17 protein-coding genes, 1 tRNA gene and 2 riboswitches are annotated in these 21692 nt (G+C 60.6%); of the genes, 16 read left to right on the top strand and 2 right to left on the bottom strand.

Annotation, left to right across the window (positions count from 1 at the left end):
• The first annotated feature begins 8 nt into the window (after window positions 1-8).
• From sufC to KRR23_RS14905, 14 genes are all read left to right on the top strand, one after another.
• Window positions 9-773 carry a Fe-S cluster assembly ATPase SufC gene (gene sufC, locus KRR23_RS14970; RefSeq protein WP_216743127.1) on the top strand — a complete coding sequence of 255 codons (765 nt, stop codon included), beginning with the start codon at window positions 9-11 and terminating at the stop codon, window positions 771-773.
• Window positions 770-2080 (top strand): Fe-S cluster assembly protein SufD, encoded by a 1311-nt coding sequence (gene sufD / locus KRR23_RS14965; protein WP_216743126.1) that lies wholly within the window; start codon window positions 770-772, stop codon window positions 2078-2080. The genes sufC and sufD overlap by 4 nt, the downstream gene beginning before the upstream one ends.
• Window positions 2077-3351 carry a cysteine desulfurase gene (locus tag KRR23_RS14960; protein WP_253912103.1) on the top strand — a complete coding sequence of 425 codons (1275 nt, stop codon included), beginning with the start codon at window positions 2077-2079 and terminating at the stop codon, window positions 3349-3351. The genes sufD and KRR23_RS14960 overlap by 4 nt, the downstream gene beginning before the upstream one ends.
• Window positions 3348-3806, top strand: coding sequence for a Fe-S cluster assembly sulfur transfer protein SufU (sufU, locus tag KRR23_RS14955; RefSeq protein WP_216743125.1), 459 nt, complete (start codon window positions 3348-3350; stop codon window positions 3804-3806). Before KRR23_RS14960 ends, sufU begins: the two co-directional genes overlap by 4 nt.
• Before the next feature lie 6 nt (window positions 3807-3812).
• Window positions 3813-4646 carry a putative Fe-S cluster assembly protein SufT gene (gene sufT, locus KRR23_RS14950; RefSeq protein WP_216743124.1) on the top strand — a complete coding sequence of 278 codons (834 nt, stop codon included), beginning with the start codon at window positions 3813-3815 and terminating at the stop codon, window positions 4644-4646.
• Between the two features lie 24 nt (window positions 4647-4670).
• Entirely contained in the window at window positions 4671-6659 is a 1989-nt protein-coding gene (locus KRR23_RS14945; RefSeq protein ID WP_216743123.1) for a thioredoxin domain-containing protein, read from the top strand.
• 42 nt (window positions 6660-6701) lie between these two features.
• Window positions 6702-7049, top strand: coding sequence for a carboxymuconolactone decarboxylase family protein (locus KRR23_RS14940; RefSeq protein WP_216743122.1), 348 nt, complete (start codon window positions 6702-6704; stop codon window positions 7047-7049).
• A gap of 144 nt (window positions 7050-7193) precedes the next feature.
• Window positions 7194-10259, top strand: coding sequence for a formate dehydrogenase-N subunit alpha (gene fdnG, locus KRR23_RS14935; protein WP_216743121.1), 3066 nt, complete (start codon window positions 7194-7196; stop codon window positions 10257-10259).
• Window positions 10259-11209, top strand: a complete 951-nt coding sequence (gene fdxH, locus KRR23_RS14930) for a formate dehydrogenase subunit beta (RefSeq protein WP_216743120.1) — start codon at window positions 10259-10261, stop codon at window positions 11207-11209. The genes fdnG and fdxH overlap by 1 nt, the downstream gene beginning before the upstream one ends.
• Window positions 11206-11859 carry a formate dehydrogenase subunit gamma gene (locus KRR23_RS14925; protein ID WP_216743119.1) on the top strand — a complete coding sequence of 218 codons (654 nt, stop codon included), beginning with the start codon at window positions 11206-11208 and terminating at the stop codon, window positions 11857-11859. Before fdxH ends, KRR23_RS14925 begins: the two co-directional genes overlap by 4 nt.
• Window positions 11860-11863: 4 nt before the next feature.
• The gene (gene fdhE / locus KRR23_RS14920) at window positions 11864-12790 is read left to right on the top strand and encodes a formate dehydrogenase accessory protein FdhE (protein WP_216743118.1); all 927 of its coding nucleotides are present in this window, start codon (window positions 11864-11866) and stop codon (window positions 12788-12790) included.
• Window positions 12791-12876: 86 nt separating this feature from the next.
• Window positions 12877-14307, top strand: a complete 1431-nt coding sequence (gene selA / locus KRR23_RS14915) for an L-seryl-tRNA(Sec) selenium transferase (protein WP_216743117.1) — start codon at window positions 12877-12879, stop codon at window positions 14305-14307.
• Window positions 14304-16223, top strand: a complete 1920-nt coding sequence (selB, locus tag KRR23_RS14910; protein WP_216743116.1) for a selenocysteine-specific translation elongation factor — start codon at window positions 14304-14306, stop codon at window positions 16221-16223. Before selA ends, selB begins: the two co-directional genes overlap by 4 nt.
• 6 nt (window positions 16224-16229) lie before the next feature.
• Window positions 16230-16325, top strand: a tRNA-Sec gene (locus KRR23_RS14905).
• Window positions 16326-16387: 62 nt separating this feature from the next.
• Here KRR23_RS14905 and KRR23_RS14900 read toward each other — a convergent pair.
• Window positions 16388-17338, bottom strand: a complete 951-nt coding sequence (locus tag KRR23_RS14900; protein WP_216743115.1) for a magnesium transporter — start codon at window positions 17336-17338, stop codon at window positions 16388-16390.
• 145 nt (window positions 17339-17483) lie between these two features.
• Window positions 17484-17658, bottom strand: a riboswitch (M-box (ykoK) riboswitch).
• Between the two features lie 376 nt (window positions 17659-18034).
• Window positions 18035-18193, top strand: a riboswitch (yybP-ykoY riboswitch).
• A 33-nt stretch (window positions 18194-18226) separates the two neighbouring features.
• Here KRR23_RS14900 and KRR23_RS14895 point away from each other — a divergent pair.
• Window positions 18227-19219: a sodium:calcium antiporter gene (locus tag KRR23_RS14895; RefSeq protein ID WP_253912102.1), complete on the top strand. Its 993-nt coding sequence runs from the start codon at window positions 18227-18229 to the stop codon at window positions 19217-19219.
• Here the strand turns inward: KRR23_RS14895 and KRR23_RS29135 are convergent.
• Window positions 19110-19664, bottom strand: a complete 555-nt coding sequence (locus KRR23_RS29135; protein WP_367880656.1) for a tyrosine-type recombinase/integrase — start codon at window positions 19662-19664, stop codon at window positions 19110-19112. The genes KRR23_RS14895 and KRR23_RS29135 overlap by 110 nt on opposite strands.
• A gap of 339 nt (window positions 19665-20003) precedes the next feature.
• On the opposite strand from KRR23_RS29135, the gene KRR23_RS14885 reads away from it, so the two are divergent.
• Entirely contained in the window at window positions 20004-21665 is a 1662-nt protein-coding gene (locus KRR23_RS14885) for a ShlB/FhaC/HecB family hemolysin secretion/activation protein (RefSeq protein ID WP_216743114.1), read from the top strand.
• The last annotated feature ends 27 nt before the right edge of the window (window positions 21666-21692 follow it).

Raw genomic sequence — 21692 nt, 5'->3', positions numbered from 1 at the left:
GTGGGAGCATGCTCGAAATCAATGATCTGCACGCCAGCGTCGACGGCCGTGAAATCCTGCGGGGCATCACGCTGCGGGTGGAAGCGGGCGAGGTGCACGCGATCATGGGGCCGAACGGCTCCGGCAAGAGCACGCTGGCCCAGGTCCTCGCGGGTCTTGAGACTTACGAGGTCAGCGGCGAGGTGCTGTATGACGGCCAGGACCTGCTCGCCATGCCGCCGGAAGCGCGGGCGGTCGCCGGGATTTTCCTCGCGTTCCAGTACCCGGTGGAAATCCCCGGCGTCGGCAACCTCTACTTTCTGCGCACGGCCCTCAATGCCGTGCGCAAGCAGCGCGGGCTCGAAGAGCTCGATGCGCTGGATTTCCTTGAGCTCGCCAAGGAGCGCATGACGCTGGTCGAGATGGACCAGAGCTTCATGAACCGCTCGCTCAACGTCGATTTCTCGGGCGGCGAGAAGAAGCGCAACGAAATTTTCCAGATGGCGATTCTCGAACCCCGGCTGGCGATCCTCGACGAGACTGACTCGGGCCTCGACATCGATGCGCTGCGGACAGTCGCAGCTGGCGTCAATGCGCTACGCAGCAAGGATCGCGCGCTGCTGGTGATCACCCACTATCAACGACTGCTCGACTACATCGTCCCGGATCACGTGCACGTCATGGCCAACGGGCGGATCGTCCAGTCCGGTGGCAAGGAGCTGGCCATCGAGCTGGAAAAGCACGGCTATGCGAGCTATGAGCAGGATTCTGCAGCGCCCGGAGCCAGGCCATGAACAGCGCGGCGTTCCTCTCGCAGCTCACCCCCGATTTTGACGCCCGGCGTCCGGCCTGGCTGCAAGCGTTGCGCCGCGCCGCGTTCCAGTGGGTGACCGACCAAGGTTTTCCGACGGCCAAGGACGAAGCCTGGAAGCACACGCGAGTCGCGCCGATCCTGGAGATTCCTTTCCTGCTGGCCGAATCGGCCGTGAGTCAGGCCCTGTCCGCCGTCGACATCGAACGACTCGCCGGCAACTACGGCGGCGTGCAAATGGTCTTCGTCAACGGCTATTTCGCAGCAGATCTGTCGGCACTTGAAGGACTACCGCAGGGCGTAAAGGTGTGCGCATTTGCACCGTTGCTGAACGCTGACAACGAAGCGCTCGAAAGCTTGTTCGCCCACGCGTTTCGCTCACAACCACAAGCCTTTACCGCACTGAATGCGGCGTTTGCCGAGGACGGGGCGTTGGTGCAGATTCCTGCCCACACGACGCTCGACACCCCGATCCATCTGGTGTTTCTCTCGACATCAGACGCCACGCCACGGGTGACCCATCCGCGTGTCCTGGTGCAGATGGGGGCAGGGAGCCGGGCGATTCTGGTGCAAAGCCACGTCGGCAGCGGGGAAGAGGTCTACCTGAGTAACGCGGTCAGCGAGGTGCTGCTTGACGCTGACGCTACGCTCGAGCATTACACGTTGCAGAACGAGAGCACGGCGGCCTTCCACGTCGCGCTGCTCAGCGTGCGCCAGGCTCAGGGCAGTCACTTCATAGCGCATTCCCTGGCACTGGGTTCGAAACTGGCAAGGCAGGAGCTGCGCGTTGTACTCGAAGGCCCCGGTGCGGAGGTTGTGCTGAACGGTCTGTACCTGCCGCGAGGCCAGCAGCACCTGGACAATCAGACGACCATCGAGCATCGGGCACCGCGTTGCACCAGCCGCGAACGCTATAAAGGCGTGATCGATGAGCATGGGCATGGAATCTTTGACGGACGGATCATCGTACGCCCAGGAGCAATGAAGACCGATGCCAGCCAGACCAACAAGAATCTGTTGTTGTCGACGTCGGCCCAGGTCAACTCTCAACCACGACTGGAGATTTTCGCCGATGACGTCAAGTGCGCTCACGGTGCCGCCGTCGGTCAACTGGATGAACAAGCTATTTTCTACCTGCGCTCACGGGGGATTCCGCTGGCGGCAGCGCGGTCGCTGCTGACCTTTGCGTTTGTCAGCGAGATGCTTGAGCTCATTGAGCTGGAGCCGTTTCGCGAGCATGTGCAGCGACTGGTCACCGCGCAACTGCGGGGACGGGAGGTGTTGGCATGAGCGACCTCGAAAACCGCCTTCAAGGGCTATCGAAACCGCTACACCTTACGCCAGGCTATGACGTCGAACGTGTGCGCCAGGCGTTCCCGATTCTTGCGGAGACGATCTACGGCAAGCCGCTGATTTACCTCGACAGTGCCGCGACCAGCCAGAAGCCGCAGGCGGTCATCGATGCCATGTCGCACTTCTTTTCAAAGGAGAACGCCAACGTACACCGCGGAGTGCATTACCTCTCGGTGCGCGCCACCGAGGAGTATGAGAAGGCTCGGGCCAAGGTCCAGGGTTTCCTCAATGCCGAGTCCGTCGAAGAGATCGTCTTCGTCCGCGGCACGACCGAAGCGGTCAATCTCGTGGCGCAAACCTATGGCAAGACTCAGCTCCGAACAGGCGATGAGGTGCTGATCACGGCCATGGAGCACCATTCGAATATCGTGCCGTGGCAGATGCTCTGCGAGCAGACCGGCGCGCGGCTGCGGGTGGCACCGATCAATGACGCCGGCGAACTGCTGCTCGATGAGCTGGAACGGCTGATCGGGCCCCGGACCCGTCTGGTCGCCGTCACTCATGTCTCAAATGTGCTCGGTACCATCAACCCGATCCGGCGCATTGTCGAACTCGCCCACGCGCGGGGCGTACGCGTGCTGGTCGACGGCGCCCAGGCGGCTCCGCACCTCAAGGTCGACGTGCGAGCGCTGGGCTGCGATTTCTACGCCTTGTCCGGCCACAAGATGTACGGCCCCACGGGTATCGGCGTGCTCTATGGCCGTCACGAGTTGCTCGAAAGCATGCCGCCTTATCAGGGCGGCGGCGACATGATTCTCTCGGTCAGCTTCGAGAAAACCGTCTACAACAAACCGCCGTACAAGTTTGAAGCGGGGACCCCGAACATGGCCGGCGCTATCGGCCTTGGTGCGGCGATCGACTTTCTCGCTGAACTGGGTCCGGAGGCGATTGCGGCTCATGAGCAGGTCGTGCAGACCTACGCACTGAAGGCGCTGGCGACAGTGTCCGGCCTGCGGTTGATCGGTACGGCAGCAGAAAAGGTTGGGGTCCTTTCGTTTGTCCTCGAGGGCATCCACCCGCACGATATCGGCACTATCCTTGACCGCGAAGGGATCGCGATTCGCACCGGGCACCACTGCGCACAGCCCTTGATGAACCGTTTCGGCGTGCCCGCCACCGCTCGCGCGTCGCTCGGCTGCTACAGCACCGAGCGTGATATCGATGCGCTGGTGGCGGGGCTGGCCAAAGTTCAGGAGGTGTTCCGATGAGTGGCGACGAACTGCGCGACCTCTACCAGGACGTGATCATCGACCACGGCAAGCGGCCGCGTAACTTTCACCCGCTTGCGGACGCAACCTGTACGGCGGAGGGTTTCAATCCGCTGTGCGGCGATCAGTTGAAGATTTATCTCCGGCTGGCGAACGGGGTGATCGAGGACATCAGTTTTCAGGGGGTTGGCTGCGCCATCTCCCAGGCCTCGGCATCCCTGATGACGCTGGCGGTGAAGGGGAAAAAACCTGAGGAGGCGCAGGCACTTTTTGCCCGGGTGCATACGTTGCTCACCGAAGGGCCAAACGCCCAGGTGACACCCGCGGAGCTCGGTAAACTCGCGGTGCTTTCAGGCGTTTGGGAGTTTCCGGTGCGGGTCAAGTGCGCCACTCTGGCCTGGCACACGCTGCGTAGCGCCCTCGAAGGCAGCGCCTCGCAGGTCACCACGGAGTAATCAGCCATGACAGCCACATTACCAATCCCCCGTATTCACCTGCGCGAACCGGCACGCAAAGTCTTGCTCGATGCCCTGGCGGACGGGCATGTGCGCGGTGTGCGGCTCAGGATCGACGAGCACTTCGCGCATGAGTTTTTCTTCGAGCGCGCTGCCGAAGGTGATATTACGGCCGAAGCAGACGGCATCAAGCTGTTGCTCGATCCCGCGAGCGCAGGGCGCGCCGATGGCTTGTCCGTTGATTTCGAGTATGACCTGCATGGCGCCGGCTTCCATTTCGATAACCCGAATAAACCGGGCTACCTGCAACCGATCGAACTCACGCGCGACTGTGCAGTGACCCTGATTCCGGGCGGGGAGCGACTGCAACTGGGCCGTGGCGAGCGGGTGGTGGTAACCCAGGCGCTCGGTGGCAGCTTCACGGTGCAAATCTCCAGGGGCCGGCTAGCGCGGATTGCCGCCGCTGACGCCGATGCGTTGGGGCTGGATGCTCAGCAGCAGGAGCAGCCCCAGGCGAGCAGGGGCGGGTTCGACATCCAGCAGGTGTTCGACATGTTGCGCACCGTCTACGACCCGGAGATTCCGGTCAATGTGGTCGATCTCGGGTTGATCTATCAGTGTGAAACCCGCTTGCTCGCCAACGGCGGCCAGCGAGTCGAGATCAAGATGTCCATGACCGCGCCCGGTTGCGGAATGGGCGACGTGCTCAAAGAAGAGGCGCGCACCAAGGTCCAGACTATCCCGGGAGTCAGCGAGGTCGAAGTCGAGATCGTCTGGGACCCGCCCTGGGATCAAAGCCGCATGTCCGAGGCGGCGCGTTTGCAGTTGGGGCTGTTCTGAGGAACCCGGCGTGAGGAGCCAACCATGAGCAATCGACTCGCCAACGAGACTTCGCCCTATCTGCGCCAGCATGCTGAGAACCCCGTCGATTGGTATCCGTGGGGCGAGGAAGCGTTCCGCCGCGCACACGACGAGGACAAGCCCATCCACCTGTCGCTGGGTTATGCCGCCTGCCATTGGTGTCATGTGATGGCCCACGAGTCGTTCGAGAATCCCGAGACCGCGCGCCTGATGAACGAGCGCTTCATCAATATCAAAGTCGACCGCCAGGAACGGCCTGACCTCGACGACATCTATCAACAAGTCGTGCAGATGATGGGGCAGGGCGGTGGCTGGCCGTTAACGGTGTTCCTGACTGCGCAGCGCGAGCCGTTTTTCGGCGGCACTTACTTCCCGCCAGACGACGGTTATGGCCGGCCAGGCTTCACTCAACTGCTGCTCGGTCTGAGCGACGCCTGGCAGAATAACCGCGCAGCGCTGCAACAGAACGTCGAACAGTTCCTTCAGGGTTACCGCAAGCTGGAGGCGTCAGAGCTTGAGGGCGATACGCCGCTGGAGCCAGACCAGCCGGCCACCGCTGCCCGGTTGTTTGCCCGAAACACCGACCCGGTGAACGGCGGTCTGGGCAATGCTCCGAAATTTCCCAACCCAGCCTGCCATGATCTCGTCCTGCGCCTCTATCAGCGTCTGCACGAACCGGATTTGCTGCATTCGGTAGAGCTGACCCTTGATCGCATGGCCGCCAGCGGACTCTATGATCACCTGGGCGGCGGTTTTGCTCGTTACTGTGTGGATGAACGCTGGGCCGTCCCTCATTTCGAAAAGATGCTCTACGACAACGGCCAGCTCGTGAAGCTCTATGCCGATGCCTATCGCGAGACCGGCAAACCTGCCTGGCGGCGCGTGTTCGAAGAGACGATCGACTACATCCTGCGTGACATGACCCATCCTGAAGGTGGTTTCTACGCCAGTGAAGACGCTGACAGCGAGGGCGAAGAGGGCAAGTTCTACGTGTGGACACCCGCTCAGGTGCAAGCCGCGCTCGGTGAGCCGGATGCTGCGCTGGCCTGCCGGGCTTACGGCGTCACTGTCGCCGGCAACTTCGAGCATGGCAGCAGCGTGCTGCACCGCGCAGTCGCACTGGACGCGGTGCAGGAACTACAGCTCAAGGGCCTGCGCGACAGGTTATTGCTGGCGCGTGCCCAGCGTATTCGTCCGGGGCGCGACGAGAACATCCTCACCAGCTGGAACGCGTTAATGATCCAGGGTCTCTGCGCGACTTACCAGGCGACCGGAACCACAACGTATCTGGACGCCGCGAGGCGCGCCGCCGATTTCATTCTGGACCGACTCTCGACGCCCGAAGGTGGCCTGTACCGGGCCTGGCGGGAGGGCGTGGCGAAGGTTCCAGGCTTCCTCGAAGACTACGCGTTTCTCGCCAACGCCTTGATCGATCTCTACGAGTGCGACTTCGATAAACGCTATGTCGAACGCGCCACGCAACTGGTCGAGGTGATCCTCGCCAAGTTCTGGGAGGACGGACTTTACTTCACGCCCAGCGATGGCGAGCCCTTGGTGCACAGGCCTCGAGCGCCACACGACAGTGCCTGGCCGTCGGGAACTTCGTCCTGCGTGTTGGCTTTCCTGCGACTCTTTGAACTGACCGGTCGCGAGCTTTACCGCGAGCGTGCCGAGCAGGTCTTGGCGATGTATCGCGCCGCAGCCGCGCAGAATCCCTTCGGTTTCGCCCATCTGCTGGCGGCGCAGGACTGGATACAGCGTGGTCCGCTCAGCATCGTCATTGCCGGCGAGCGTTCCGCCGCCAGCGCCCTGGTCGCGAGCCTGCAGCGCCGCTACCTGCCGGCACGCGTCCTGGCTTTTGCCGAGGATGTGCCCATCGGCGCGGGCCGACATGCGCTTGCGGGGCAAACCAGCGCCTATGTCTGCCGAAACCGCACGTGCGAGCCACCGGTAATCAGTGCCGAGGAGCTTGTAGAACGCTGTCTGAAGTGAAGGACCTGAACTGAATCGAACCGTCAACGCGAGGAGACAACTATGGACAACAAGAGCAGCCACAACCCATACACGTACCAACGTCTCAAGCATCTATATCCTGATTACTTCAGTGCCTTGGAGGCCTTGGGTACAGCGGTGCATCATGCCGGGCCGCTGGACGAGAAAACCGTCCAGCTGATTCAGCTCGGTGCCGCGGCGGCGATCCGCTCGGAAGGCGCGGTGCACAGTCATACCCGACGAGCGCTGGCGGCGGGCGCCACGACAGAGGAGATCCATCACGCACTGATCGCTTTGACCAGCACGATCGGCTTCCCCACGGTCATTGCGGCGATGAGCTGGGTGGATGATGTGATCGGGAAAAGAGGCAATGACGCGCCGGAGCTCTGAGTACACCGCCGACGACCGGGTTTCGTCACATTCCGTGCAATCTTGACTATAGTTTCAAGTGTCGGCGGCCGTCGTTCAGTCACCGTGTTCGTCCAAGATTTCCCGGGCAAGTTCCGGGTAACTCCACCTGATCAGGAGCGCGCGATGGACCTCAACCGTCGTCAGTTCTTCAAGGTCGCCGCTATCGGCCTTGGAGGCTCCAGCCTGGCCGCGCTGGGCATGGCCCCCGCGCCAGCCTTCGCCGAGCAAGTCCGCCACTTCAAGCTGGCCCATACCCATGAAACCCGCAATACCTGCCCCTACTGTTCGGTGGGTTGCGGCTTGATCATGTACAGCCAGGGCGATGCGGCCAAGAACGTCAGCCAGAGCATCATCCACATCGAAGGGGATGCCGACCACCCGGTCAATCGCGGCACGCTATGCCCCAAAGGCGCAGGCCTGCTGGACTTCGTCCATAGCCCCAGCCGGCTGCAATATCCGCAGGTACGCAAGCCGGGCAGCAAGGAGTGGACGCGGGTGTCGTGGGATGAAGCGCTGGATCGCATCGCCGACCTGATGAAGGCCGACCGTGACGCCAACTTCATCGAGAAGAATGCCAAGGGCCAAACGGTCAACCGTTGGCTAACGACGGGTTTTCTCGCCGCTTCGGCGTCTTCCAACGAAGCCGGCTACATGACCCACAAGGTCGTTCGCAGTCTGGGCATGCTGGGGTTCGATAACCAGGCACGTGTCTGACATGGCCCGACGGTGGCAAGTCTTGCCCCAACGTATGGCCGAGGTGCGATGACCAACCACTGGACCGATATCGCCAACGCGAATCTGGTCCTGGTCATGGGCGGCAATGCCGCTGAAGCCCACCCCTGTGGCTTTAAATGGGTGACCGAAGCCAAAGCGCACAACCAGGCGCGATTGATCGTGATCGACCCGCGCTTCACCCGTACCGCCTCGGTGGCCGACTATTACGCACCGATCCGCACCGGCACCGACATCGCCTTCATGGGCGGTCTGATCAACTATTTGCTCACTGAAAACAAGATCCAGCACGAGTACGTGCACGCCTATACGGACGTGGCGTTCATCGTCAAGGCCGACTTTGGTTTCGAGGACGGGCTGTTTACCGGCTACGACGCAACCAAGCGCACCTACAGCGACAAGTCCAGCTGGGGCTATGAAATCGGCGAGGACGGTTTCGCCAAAGTCGACCCGTCCCTGATGCACCCGCGTTGTGTCTACCAGTTGATGAAGCAGCATTACAGCCGCTACACCCTGGAGCTGACCAGCCAGATCTGCGGCATGCCGCAAGATGCCCTGCAAAAGATCTGGGAAGAGATCGCCACCTGCTCGCAACCGGGCAAGACCATGACGATTCTCTACGCGCTGGGCTGGACCCAGCATTCGACGGGCTCGCAGATGATTCGCAGCGCAGCCATGGTGCAGTTGCTGTTGGGCAACGTCGGCATGCCGGGCGGGGGCGTCAATGCCCTGCGCGGGCACTCCAACATCCAGGGCCTGACCGACCTTGGGTTGCTGTCGAACTTGCTGCCCGGCTACTTGACCTTGCCGGGCGATGCCGAACAGGACTACGACGCCTACATTGCCAAGCGCGCGCTCAAACCACTTCGGCCCGGACAGCTGTCTTATTGGCAGAACTACGGCAAGTTCCACGTCAGCCTGATGAAGGCCTGGTACGGCGCCAACGCTACCGCCGACAACCACTGGGGCTACGACTGGCTGCCGAAGCTCGATATCCCCGGTTACGACATCCTCAAAGTGTTCGACATGATGTCCAGCGGGCAGGTCAACGGCTACGTCTGCCAGGGCTTCAATCCTATCGCCGCCTTGCCTGACAAGAACCGGGTGATGGCCGCGCTGGCCAAACTCAAGTGGCTGGTGGTGATGGACCCGCTCGCTACCGAGACTTCGGAATTCTGGCGCAATGTCGGGCCTTACAACGATGTCGAAACGGCCGGCATCCAGACCGAAGTCATCCGCCTGCCCACCACCTGTTTCGCTGAAGAAGACGGCTCGCTGGTCAACAGCGGCCGCTGGCTGCAATGGCACTGGAAGGGCGCCAATGGCCCGGGACAAGCACGCACCGACATCAAGATCATGAGCGAGCTGTTTATCCGTTTGCGTCAGCGCTACCAGGCCAACGGCGGGACTTTCGCCGAGCCGATTCTCAAGCTCAGCTGGCCCTACAAGGTGCCTGACGATCCGACACCGGAAGAGATTGCCAAGGAGTTCAATGGCTACGCCGTTGCCGACCTCACCGACGCCACGGGAGTGACGCTCAAGGCCGGGCAGCAGCTATCCGGTTTCGCCCAGCTCAAGGACGACGGCAGCACGGCGTCGGGCTGCTGGATCTTTTGCGGCAGCTGGACCGAGCAGGGCAACCAGATGGCCCGCCGCGACAACAGCGACCCTTTCGGGATGAAGCAGAATTTGGGATGGGCGTGGGCCTGGCCAATGAACCGGCGCATTCTCTACAACCGCGCCTCGGCCGACCCGAAAGGCCAACCCTGGGATCCGAAAAAGCGCCTGGTGTGGTGGAACGGCAAGTCCTGGGGCGGCACCGACGTGCCTGACTACAAGGCCGATGTACCGCCGGAAGCAGGCATGAACCCGTTCATCATGAACCCCGAAGGGGTGGCGCGTTTCTTCGCCCTCGACAAGATGAACGAAGGGCCGTTCCCTGAGCATTACGAACCGTTTGAAACGCCTATCGGCATCAACCCGTTGCACCCCACCAACAAGAAGGCGACCAGCAACCCGGCCGGGCGCATCTTCGATTCGGTCTGGGAGTCGCTCGGGACGGCGAAGGATTTCCCCTATGCCGCCACGAGCTACCGGCTCACCGAGCACTTCCACTTCTGGACCAAGCATTGCCCGATCAATGCCATCACCCAGCCCGAGCAGTTCGTCGAGATTGGTGAAGCCCTGGCCAAGGAGAAGGGGATTGCCCCAGGCGACCGGGTACGGGTCAGCTCCAAGCGCGGGCATATTGAGGCGGTGGCGGTGGTGACCAAGCGGATTCGTCCGCTGCAGGTCAACAACCAGACCGTGCACCATATCGGCATTCCGTTGCACTGGGGGTTCACCGGGGCAACCCGGCATGGCTACCTGACAAACACCCTGGTGCCGTTCCTCGGTGACGGCAATACACAGACCCCGGAATCCAAGTCGTTCCTGGTCAATGTGGAGAAAATCTGATGGCCAACCAAGACATCATTGCCCGTTCGGCCACCACCACCTTGCCGCCCTCGGTACGCCAACAGGAGGAAGTCGCCAAACTCATCGATACCACCAAATGCATCGGTTGCAAGGCCTGCCAGGTCGCCTGTTCGGAATGGAACGAATTGCGCGACGAGGTCGGTCACAACCACGGAACCTACGACAACCCGCAGGACCTCAGCGCCGAGACCTGGACCCTGATGCGCTTCACCGAGCACGAAACCGACGCCGGCAACCTCGAATGGCTGATCCGCAAGGATGGCTGCATGCACTGCGCCGAACCTGGCTGCCTCGCGGCGTGCCCAAGTCCGGGGGCGATCATCAAGCACGCCAACGGCATCGTCGACTTCGATCAGGACCATTGCATCGGCTGCGGGTATTGCATCACCGGCTGCCCCTTCAACATTCCGCGCATTTCGCAGAAGGACCACAAGGCCTACAAGTGCACGCTGTGCTCGGACCGGGTGGCGGTCGGGCTGGAACCGGCCTGCGTCAAGACCTGCCCGACCGGAGCCATCGTCTTCGGCAGCAAGGAAGACATGAAAGAGCATGCCGCCGAACGCATCGTTGACCTCAAGTCACGGGGCTTCGACAACGCCGGTCTCTACGATCCCGCCGGAGTCGGCGGCACCCACGTGATGTACGTGCTGCACCACGCCGATCAGCCATCGTTGTACGCCGGCTTGCCGAATCAGCCGGTCATCAGCCCATTGGTCGGGCTGTGGAAAGGTGTGAGCAAACCATTGGCGTTGTTGGCCATGGGCGCTGCAGTGCTGGCGGGTTTCTTCCATTACGTGCGCATCGGCCCGCAGCGCGTCGAGGAAGACGAACACCTGCCCGGCAAGGACCCCAGCGTGCATGAAGTCGACCCGACGGTGCATGTCTATGACCCGAGCACGCCAGGATCGCAGGAGGACAGGCGACCATGAAAGACAAAACGATCCTGCGCTACAACGCCAACGAACGCACCAATCACTGGCTGGTGGCGATTCTGTTTTTCATGGCGGCCCTGTCGGGTCTGGCACTGTTCCACCCGTCGCTGTTCTGGCTCAGCGAGTTGTTTGGCGGCGGGCCCTGGACGCGCATCCTCCACCCCTTCATGGGCGTGCTGATGTTCATGTTTTTCCTCGGACTGGTGATCCGCTTCTGGCGGGCCAACTTTTTCATCGACAACGACCGCCTGTGGCTCAAACGAATCAACCGGGTGATGCGCAATGAGGAGGAGGGCGTACCACCCATTGGCAAGTACAACCCCGGGCAGAAGCTGCTGTTCTGGACCCTGCTGGCCTGCATGCTGGTGCTGCTGTTTAGCGGCGTGGTGATCTGGCGGGCTTATTTCAGTCAATACTTCGGTATCACGTCGATTCGCCTGGCGATGCTGTTGCATGCCCTGGCGGCGTTCGTGCTGGTGCTGAGCATCATCGTGCATATCTACGCCGGCCTCTGGATCAAGGGCTCGGTCAGCGCGATGCTGCATGGCGGGGTCAGCCGTGCCTGGGCGAAGAAACATCATGCGCTCTGGTACCGCGAGGTGACGCGCGACGAGAGCCCTGACAGCCAGATAAGCAAGAAAGGATGATGCCTTGAGCACGATACTCGAGCCCGGACAAATCGAGACGGCGGCGGGCACGCCGCCGTTCCTGCGCCTGCCGCCACACAACCTGTTCACCTTGCGCGCTGTGCGCCTGGAGCGATTGGCCGATGGGCATCCACTGGCCGATTTCCTGCGGCTGGTGGCCGATTTGTGTCACGTCCAGCAAAGCCTGTTGGACGAGCCACCGCTGGCCCCGGCCCCGGACCCTGAGCGTCTGTTGTTGTGTCAGGAGCACGGCTTGCCACCGCTGGCCGCCGACAGTCTGGTGCGCGAGGACGGCTGGCTGCCGTACCTGGAAACCCTGCTGCGGCGTTATCAGGCACCGCCGCGATCTGCTGTGAAAAGTGCCGTGGCAACCTTGCACGACGCCAGCGTCGGACAGCGCAAGGTCTGGGCGATTGCCTTGCTCAGCGGCCAGTACGCGGGACTGCCGGCGGCACTGGTGCCGTTTCTCGGCGCGGCCTTGCAGGCGGCCTGGAGCCAATGGTTACTCAGCATGCCGGCTGGCGAATTGAAGCCTTGCGCCAGCCTCGGTCAATGTCCGGCTTGCGGTTCACCGGCCATGGCCGGGGTGATTCACCAGCGAGGAAAATACAACGGGCTGCGTTACCTGGTGTGTTCGCTGTGTGCCTGCGAATGGCATGTGGTGCGGGTCAAATGCGTCTACTGCGAGCAGAGCAAGGGGCTCAAGTACGTCAGTTTCGAGGATGATCGCCATAGCGCCGATCAGGCGCCATTGCGGGCCGAAATCTGCCCTGGCTGCAACAGCTACCTGAAACTGCTCTACCTGGAAAATGACGCTGAAGCCGAAGCGCTCTCGGCGGACCTGGCGAGCTTGACGCTGGACATGCGCCTGGACCTGGAAGGCTACCAGCGTCTGGCACCGAACCTGATGCTGGCGCCAGGGGGAGATTGATCACAGCGGCTACACTCAGGTTTCCGGGACCGGAGCCTGTTTGATTCCACTCCCGCGACGGCCAACCGTTTCAGGGAGCCCCCTTGATGCCCGCAAAACTTGCCAGCGTCCCCACGCGTTTACCTTCCATCGATAGCCTGTTGCGCAACGCCGCCTGCCAGCCGCTGGCTGAACGTTATGGTCGCGATGCCTTGCTCGCGACCCTGCGGCAGTTGCTCGACGATGTGCGTGAACCGGTGCAACGGGGTCAGCTTGACGCCCTTGAACTCACGGCTCAGGTGTTGGCGGGGAGGGCCGGCGAGCGCCTGGCAAACCAACACCGAAGCCGGGTTCGGCGAGTGTTCAACCTCACCGGCACGGTACTGCATACCAATCTCGGTCGGGCATTGTTGCCGGAGGAAGCAATCGAGGCGGTGCAACAGGCTGCCCGCTATCCGCTCAATCTGGAATTCGACCTGGCGAGTGGCAAGCGCGGTGATCGTGATGATCTGATCGAAGGCCTGATACGCGAGCTGACCGGTGCCGAGGCAGTGACGGTGGTCAACAATAACGCCGCCGCCGTGTTGCTCGCGCTCAACAGCCTGGGAGCACGCAAAGAGGGGATTATCTCCCGCGGCGAGCTGATCGAAATCGGTGGGGCATTCCGCATCCCCGACATCATGGCGCGGGCCGGGGTCAAACTGCATGAAGTCGGCACCACCAACCGTACCCATCCCCGTGACTACGAAGCCGCCATCGGCCCACGCAGCGGCTTGTTGATACGCGTACACGCGAGCAATTACAGCATTCAAGGTTTTACCGCCCAGGTGCCGACCGCCGAACTGGCGCAACTGGCCCACCGGCACGGGCTGCCATTGCTGGAAGATCTGGGCAGCGGCAGTCTGCTGGACCTGACCCGCTGGGGTCTGCCCGCCGAACCTACGGTGCGCCAGGCGCTGGCCGACGGGGCTGATATCGTCACCTTTAGCGGCGACAAGTTGCTCGGTGGACCTCAGGCGGGATTGATCGTCGGTCGCAAGGAGCTGATCGCCCGGATCAAGAAGAACCCGCTCAAGCGGGCGTTGCGCGTAGACAAACTGACCCTGGCCGCCCTCGAAGCCGTGCTGGGTCTGTACCGCGATCCCGACCGATTGGCCGAGCGCTTGCCCAGCTTGCGCCTGCTCACCCGCCCGCAAGCCGATATCCTCGCTCAGGCCGAACGCCTGTGTCCGTTGCTGGCAGGTGTACTGGGCGACGGTTGGGCGGTAACCGCGCTGCCGGCGCTGGGCATGATCGGCAGCGGCAGCCAACCGATTGCGCGCTTGCCAAGCGCCGCCTTGTGCCTGCGTCCGCATGTGTCCAAACGCTTGCGTGGTCGGCAGCTGCATGGCCTGGAAGCGGCTTTTCGAGCCTTGCCCATTCCGGTGCTCGGTCGTATCGACGACGATGCCCTGTGGCTGGACCTGCGCCAGCTGGACGACGAAGCGACCTGGCTCGCCCAACTCGACCTGCTGCAAGGAGTGGGGGAGGCCAGGTGATCGTCGGCACCGCTGGACACATTGACCACGGCAAAACGGCCTTGCTCAAAGCCCTGACGGGACAGGCCGGCGATCGCCATCGGGAAGAACGCGAACGCGGCATCACCATCGACCTGGGTTTCCTTTATGCGCCGTTGGAACCTGGGGCGGACATGACCGGTTTTATCGACGTGCCGGGGCATGAGCGCTTCATTCACAACATGCTCGCCGGCGCCCAAGGCATTGATCTGGTGTTGCTGGTAGTGGCCGCCGATGACGGGGTCATGCCCCAGACCCGCGAGCATTTGGCAATTGTCGAACTACTAGGGATTCCACGGGCACTGGTGGTGATCAGCAAAATCGACCGGGTCGAGCCGGCACGGGTGCAGTCGGTACACGCCCAGGTCGCCGCGTTGCTGGCGCCGGGGCCGTATTGCGGCGCGCCGCAGTTCGCCGTGTCGAACCTGACCGGGGAGGGTGTTGAAGCCCTGCGCCAAGCATTGTTGACCGCCCAACATGAGGTCCGGCAGCGTAGCGCCAGCGGAGGATTCCGTCTGGCAATCGACCGCGCTTTCAGCGTCGCCGGCGCCGGTATTGTGGTCACCGGCACAGCGCTGGCCGGGCAGGTGAGGGTGGGCGACACACTGTTGTTGGGCCAGACAGGCAAGCCTGTGCGAGTGCGGAATTTGCATGCGCAGAATCACCTGGTCGTCGAGGCGTGGGCCGGGCAGCGGGTGGCGTTGAACCTGAGTGCCGAACGCCTCGCCCTGGAACAGATCCATCGCGGTGACTGGTTGCTGGCCGAGTGGCTGTACGCGCCCACGCAACGCCTGGACATCGAGATGCAGTTGCTGGCCAGCGAACCACGCGCCTTCGAACATTTCAGCCCGGTGCACGTGCATCTGGGAACTCAGGACGTCACCGCCCGGGTCGCCTTGCTGGAGGGCACGCGCCTGGAACCGGGTGAGCGGATGTTCGCGCAACTGTTGTTGAACACGCCGCTGCAGGCGGTGTATGGCGACCGTCTGGTTCTGCGCGATCAGAGTGCGCGGCGCACCCTCGGCGGCGGGCGAGTGCTCGACCCGTTTGCACCAGCCCGCCAGCGCCGCAGTCTGACCAGACTGGCGCAGTTGCAAGCCCTGGCCGCAAGCGAAAGTCTGGAGCAAACACTGCCAGAGCTGCTTGCCAATAGTGACGCCGGGCTCGATCCATTGCGCTTGGAGCGCCAGTTCAATCGCCTGCGCAGCACCTGGCATTTGCCGGTGGATGTCCGTGTCATTGCTACGCGCCAAGGTCCGTTATTGTTCAACACCGAACGCTGGGAGGCGCTGAAAGTCTCGTTGCTGGAACACCTGGCACACTTTCATCAACTTGAACCGGATGAGCTGGGTCCGGACCGGGATCGCTTGCGGCGGTTTTCGGCCATGTCGCTGGACCGACCGACGTTCATCTGTCTGCTCGACGAACTGCTGTCCAGCGGCGCCATTGCAGTCAGTGGACCTTGGCTGCACTTACCCGAACACCAAGTGCGACTGAGTGAAGAAGACGAGGCCATGTGGCAGCAGTTGCAGCCATTGATCGAGCAAGCTGGCTTCGATCCACCCTGGGTGCGCAACCTGGCCAGCGCCATCAGCCGTGATGAAGCTGCCGTGCGTTTGCTGCTGCGCAAGATGGCGAGATTAGGGCTGGTTCACCAGGTCGTCCGTGACTTGTTTTACCTCGACGCCTCGGTGTGCCAGCTGGCGGCTATGCTGAGGCAACTGGTCGATGACAATCCGCAGATTCAGGCGGCAGCGTTTCGCGACAAGGTAGGGATCGGCCGCAAGCGCAGCATCCAGATACTCGAGTTCTTCGACCGGATCGGCTTGACCCGCAGACTTGGCGACCAGCGTCTTATCCGTGCGGACAATGCCCTGGCACAGCGACCCGAGAGCTGACATCAAGGAAGGTAATCGCGTCCGGTGGCGCGGCCGGGCTTCAAACCCGGTTGGGGACGGCAGCCGTTCCCGGGCAGGTTCGACTCCTGCTGCCTTCCGCCACTTTTTTTACAAAAACAAGACGGCCCCGGCATCTGGCGATTCGGGGCTGTCTGGTGAGTGGCTTAAGCCGGCAGGTCGGTCATCACCATTTTGGCGATGTTGAAATAGATGACCAGGCCGGTACCGTCGATAAAGGTTGCGATGAAGGGAGCCGAGACCACGGCTGGATCAATGCGCAGTTTTCTTAACAGCATCGGGATGATGGAAGAGACGACGGCGCTCCAGATGGTGATGGCGACCAGCGTCAGGCAGACCACCATGGCGATTTCCGACCCCACTCCCAGCATCCACGCCCGGATCCAGGCCACGACACCGATGGCCAGCGCGATCATGAAGGAAGTGGTCACTTCCTTGCGCAGCACCGTGCCGACATTGCGCAGGCTGACTTCGCCCAGGGCCATGGCCCGTACCAGCGTGGAGGTGATCTGGGTGCCGCTGTTGCCGCCAGTGCCGATCAGCAAGGGAATAAAGAAGGCCAGGGCAATGGCGGCTTCGAGCTGCTCTTCGAATACTTGCAAGATGGTGCTGGTGTAGGCCTCGGCGAGAAACAGCAGCAGTAACCACGGCAAGCGCTTTTTCCACAAACTCCACGGGCTGGTGCTGAGGTAGGGCGTTTCCAGTGGCAGGCTCGCGCCTTGGCGTTGAGCATCGTCAGTGCCTTCGTCCTGAATCAGCGCAGCGATTTCTTTTTCATACAGCACGCCCAGCAGTCGGCCTTCGCTGACCACGGGAACGATGTCCACGCCTTTCTCGATCAGCTCCGGGGCGACATCGTTCCGGAGCTGACTCGGTGAAACCGAATAGCGGATGGGTATCGTCAGATCGCGGACGCAAAGGTCGGTGTTTTTCTCGGTGAGCAGTGTTTTGACCGACAGTTGGCCATGCAAAATACGGTGCGGGTCGGTGACAAAGATGTGGGCCGGAATATCATCGTCCGGCAGTTGCTTGAGCAGATGTTCCCTGGCCTGGTTGACCGTCATGTTGCCGGTCACAGTGATGAGCAGAGGGCTCATGTAAGACACTACTGTGTCTTTCAGGCGGATGTCCTTGAAGGTGGAAGGGGTAGAGCTTGCCATTGACATTTGAGGTAGTCCCCATAGCTGTTTTGACCACAAACAGATCTCACACAGGGGCGTAAACCAGAGAAGAGAGTGCAGAAAGCGATCTCCACGTCTAGGTTTTGGCACTGTACAACGTATCCGGGCCATGTTGGCCGGAAGTCACTTGGGCTAAACCTTAATCCGATAGAGCCTGTCTTAACCTTGGGCGTCTCTCGACGTCGTCAGATCAGTGACCTGTGTTTGTACAGGAGCCTCGCCGAACGAGATACTGCAACATTAAATAAACCAGGGCGGTGCCGATCTGGAGTCGGGCAGTGCCGGTGTGAGTTTGCTACTGTTTAATTACCTCCTGAACAATAATTGCCATTAAAGGATACTTGATAACCCCCTGAAGGATTACTTCCGGAACAAGAATAAGAGGGTTTGCTTTTGCTGTAACCCACTCGTTGGATAGTGTTCAGCGTTCATTCAGAAAGTGATGCGGAAGGTCTTTTAAGACATAGTATGTTACAAATGTTTGCACCAACCGTTTAAAGTGCCGCACGCTCTAGCTATATATGAGTTTGCAGCAAAATAATGAGGTTCAGAGTTTGAAAACTCGCAACTAAGCCGTTGACGCATTTGTGCTTGATCTTTAGGATCGCCGCTCCCTTGGGGAGTAGCCGCCTTCGTTTCCGGAAGGGGTCACGTCAACATACTTGGCTCGCAAGCCATGGCGTGACCGGTCATATGACTTGGCAAGACCATTGGTGAAGATACCTGTCTGTGGGTCGGACGCGGGTGTCTGAACCATTGGCTCTTGTGTCCGGCCCCTCAGGTTTCCTTATGCATTCAATGCCCATGACGTTTGCGTTGCTGTTGGGCTCCGCGGTTGTCATCTATCTGGCTTGTGAATACTTCGTTAATGGCGTCGAGTGGGTCGGTCGCAAACTTGCGGTCGGGCAACAAGCCACAGGCTCCATTCTGGCGGCCTTTGGTACAGCATTACCGGAAAGCGTCATCACGTTTATTGCCGTTGTGTTTGGCGACACGCCAGAGCAGAAATCCCTCGGCGTCGGCGCTGCACTTGGCGGCCCTCTGGTCCTGGCGACGATCGCCTATGCAGTAGTGGGGGTGACGCTGCTTGTGTGTCGTCAGCGCCTGGCGAATACCGAGGCCATCCGTCAGGACTTCAAGCGACTCAGCCGTGATCAAGGATGGTTCCTCGTCATTTTTGTGGCGAAGATTGCGCTCGGTCTTGTCGTGTTCGCCTACAAACCTTGGCTGGGTATTCTTTTCCTGGCGGCCTATGCGGCGTATTTCTGGAAGGAAATGCGCGGTGAGCAGGATGAAGAAGAGTATGAACTCGAGCCCCTGAAACTTGCGCCAGGCAAAGCGACTCCGTCGACCTCCGCGGCGGTGATTCAAACGTTGATTGCGTTGGCGGTTATCTTTGCAGCCTCTCACTTTTTTGTCGGACAACTCGATGCCCTGGGTCCCAAGCTGGGTATCCACCCTCAACTGCTGGCCCTGTTGCTCAGCCCAATTGCTACCGAACTACCTGAAACGCTGAATGCGATCATTTGGGTTCGCCAGGGTAAACACCGACTGGCCTTGGCCAACATCAGTGGCGCCATGATGATTCAAGCCACAGTGCCCACCGCATTCGGGTTGTTCTTTACGCCTTGGGCGCTGGACACGTCGCTGGTTCTGGCGGCAATCATCACTCTGATAGGTGTGGGTGTCATGTTCTTCGCTTTCCGAAAGGGCATCGTTTCGCGTTGGCTATTGGCATCGATGGTGTTGCTGTACATCCTCTTCGCAGTCCTTTTGAAGGTTCTTGATCTGGCATAGCTGTCAGCTCAAATAGTCGTCCAGGTGGCTGGATTCTTCTGCAAAGCGCTCGACCAGAAAATCGAGAAGGGCGCGTACGCGGGGCGCCATGTACCGGTTGCGTTGATACAGGGCATGTACCGGCGACTCCGCAGTTCGCCACAGCTAACTCCCCAAATGAATCGGCCGTGTCGATATAGCGCATGGCCGATTTCATGTCCTTCCAGCCGACGTACGTCATCAGCGCTTTGACATCCCAGCCATTAGCGGTAGCCCACGTCGCAAACCCTCGGCGCAATGAGTGGCTGGTGTACAGTTCGCCGGGCACGCCTGCTCGGCTAAATACCCGACGCAGCAAAGGGATCAGGCTGTTGGCATTAAGGCCATCCTCTGCCAGATGCCCCCAACGATCGAGCTTTCTGAAGACCGGACCCTTCGCAATGCCGGCGACGGTAATCCAGTTCACATAGGCCTGGACGGGACAGAGCGTCTTCAAGGCCGGTGTGCGGAAGGTCGTTCCCAAGTGCTGACGATCGCCTTTACCTCTGCGAGCCAGTTATATTCGAACAGGTAACGAAGATGAAATGACGCCTGGGAACGGTAATGGCGCCGTTGAGTTTACGTTCACGTTTATGACGAGCATTAGTCGAGATTAAGTAAGTGGGTTGAGGGTGCCTCAATGGGTGTTCACCCCTATGGGGATTTGAGAATTGTCTGATTTTTATCTTTTTTGCGCCTATCTAAAATCCCCGCGAATGAGTTGTCGGGGATATCGACGTTGGCTAGATGCAAGAACACTAGGCCCTTGTTTTGCCTGCTGAGTGTGCTGGTTTTTCTGGGGGGCAAAGAAGTCCATGGTGCTGAGTCGCTGAATGCCCTTTCCGGCGCGCGACGTCATCAGGACCAGCAACTGGAAATGCTGCATTCGCAAGCCCTGAAACAGCCGGATGTACTTTCCAGCACCCCGCTCGAGCAGAACGACACCTTGGTGTTTGCGAAGGAAGCGCCGTGCGTTGCGGTTCATGTGGTCGAGTGGAGAGGGGCTAGCGAGTTTCCCTGGCTACCTGATACTCCACCCATCGTTGGGCATTGCGTAGGCGGCGAGGGGCTCGGCCGGTTCAGGCATTGGGTGGCCGAACAGTTCATTGCACGGGGGTATCTGACGACTCAAGTCAGCATCCCGCAGCAAGACCTGGCCAACGGTCGCTTGATCGTCGATGTCATTGCCGGGCGCATCGGCAGCATTCGTGAGCATCCCGACAGCATCGGTTGGACGCGGCCGGTGTTCCCCGGTGTCAAGGGCGCCTTGCTGAATGTCCGTGATCTCGATCAGGCACTCGAAAACGTACGCCGGCTGCCGGGGCAGGCCGTCACTGCTTTCGATTTGGTTCCGGGCTCAGGATTGGGTGAAAGTGACATTCTCATTCAGCACCCCAAGGACGCGGACCGTGTCATGGGTATGTTGACGGCAGATAACTCCGGAATCGACGCCACCGGCCGTAATCAACTGGGTGTGATTATGGCGATTGACTCTCCACTGTGGCTCTACGACCAGTTTCTGCTTACCTACAACTCGGATGCCGAATTCGGCAATCACACGCTGGGCTCCTCCTCGAAAAGTGCAGCTTGGAACGTCCCTTTTGGCTACGCATTGTTTTCCCTTGGTGCCAGCGAGTGGGAAAGCAAGCAGCAGTTGCTTAAGGATGGCGATGGCAACGGCATTCCACTGACCTCAAAAACCCGTCGTTTCGATGCCGGGATCAGTGCTGTGGCTTATCGCTCCAGTCACAGCAAGGGCACGTTCAACTCTCGATTGATACGGCGGCTGGATCAGTCATGGGTCAGCTCAACTGAACTGCTCCAGTTGCATCGGGATATCACCAGCTATGAATTCAGTATCGCCCATCGCGAAAAGCTGAGCCGCGGCATTCTGGACTTCGAACTCGGGCTGCGGGGAAGCCTGCCAGGCATGAGCTCATCGCCAGGTGCCATCTACGAGAAGCAGGACTGGAAGGGACGTTATCGGATATTCACCGCAAAGGCTTCGGCGGGAACCACGTTTCTCGTGGGTGAAAAAACGCTGGGATATCAGAGCACAGCCTCTTTTCAATATTCACCCGTTCCCGTTCCCTCAACCGAGTATCTGCAGATTGGTGGCCGGTACACCGTGCGCGGTTTTGATGGGAACACCACGCTCGCCGGTCCTGGAGGTTGGACCTGGCGCAATGAAGTTGCCATGGCCGCACCCTTGGGAAGCCAAGTCTACACCGCGCTTGATGCCGCAGAAGTATCGAGCGCCGCCAGTCAGCAGCCTGGAGGGCGAATGCTGATCGGCGGTGCGATCGGCCTGCGGGGCAATCTCAATTCATTTGGCTACGACGCATCGCTTGGTTTACCGCTGAAAAAACCGGGCTATTTGCAGAGCCGGATGCCAACGCTCGACTTCTCGATCACCAGTCGTTTCTAGGTCGACTCGGTTGCGAAACGACGTCTC

The sequence above is a fragment of the Pseudomonas sp. CVAP#3 genome, assembly GCF_018986375.1.
GTDB classification, from domain to species: domain Bacteria; phylum Pseudomonadota; class Gammaproteobacteria; order Pseudomonadales; family Pseudomonadaceae; genus Aquipseudomonas; species Aquipseudomonas helvetica.
This window is presented reverse-complemented; position numbering and strand designations above follow the sequence as displayed.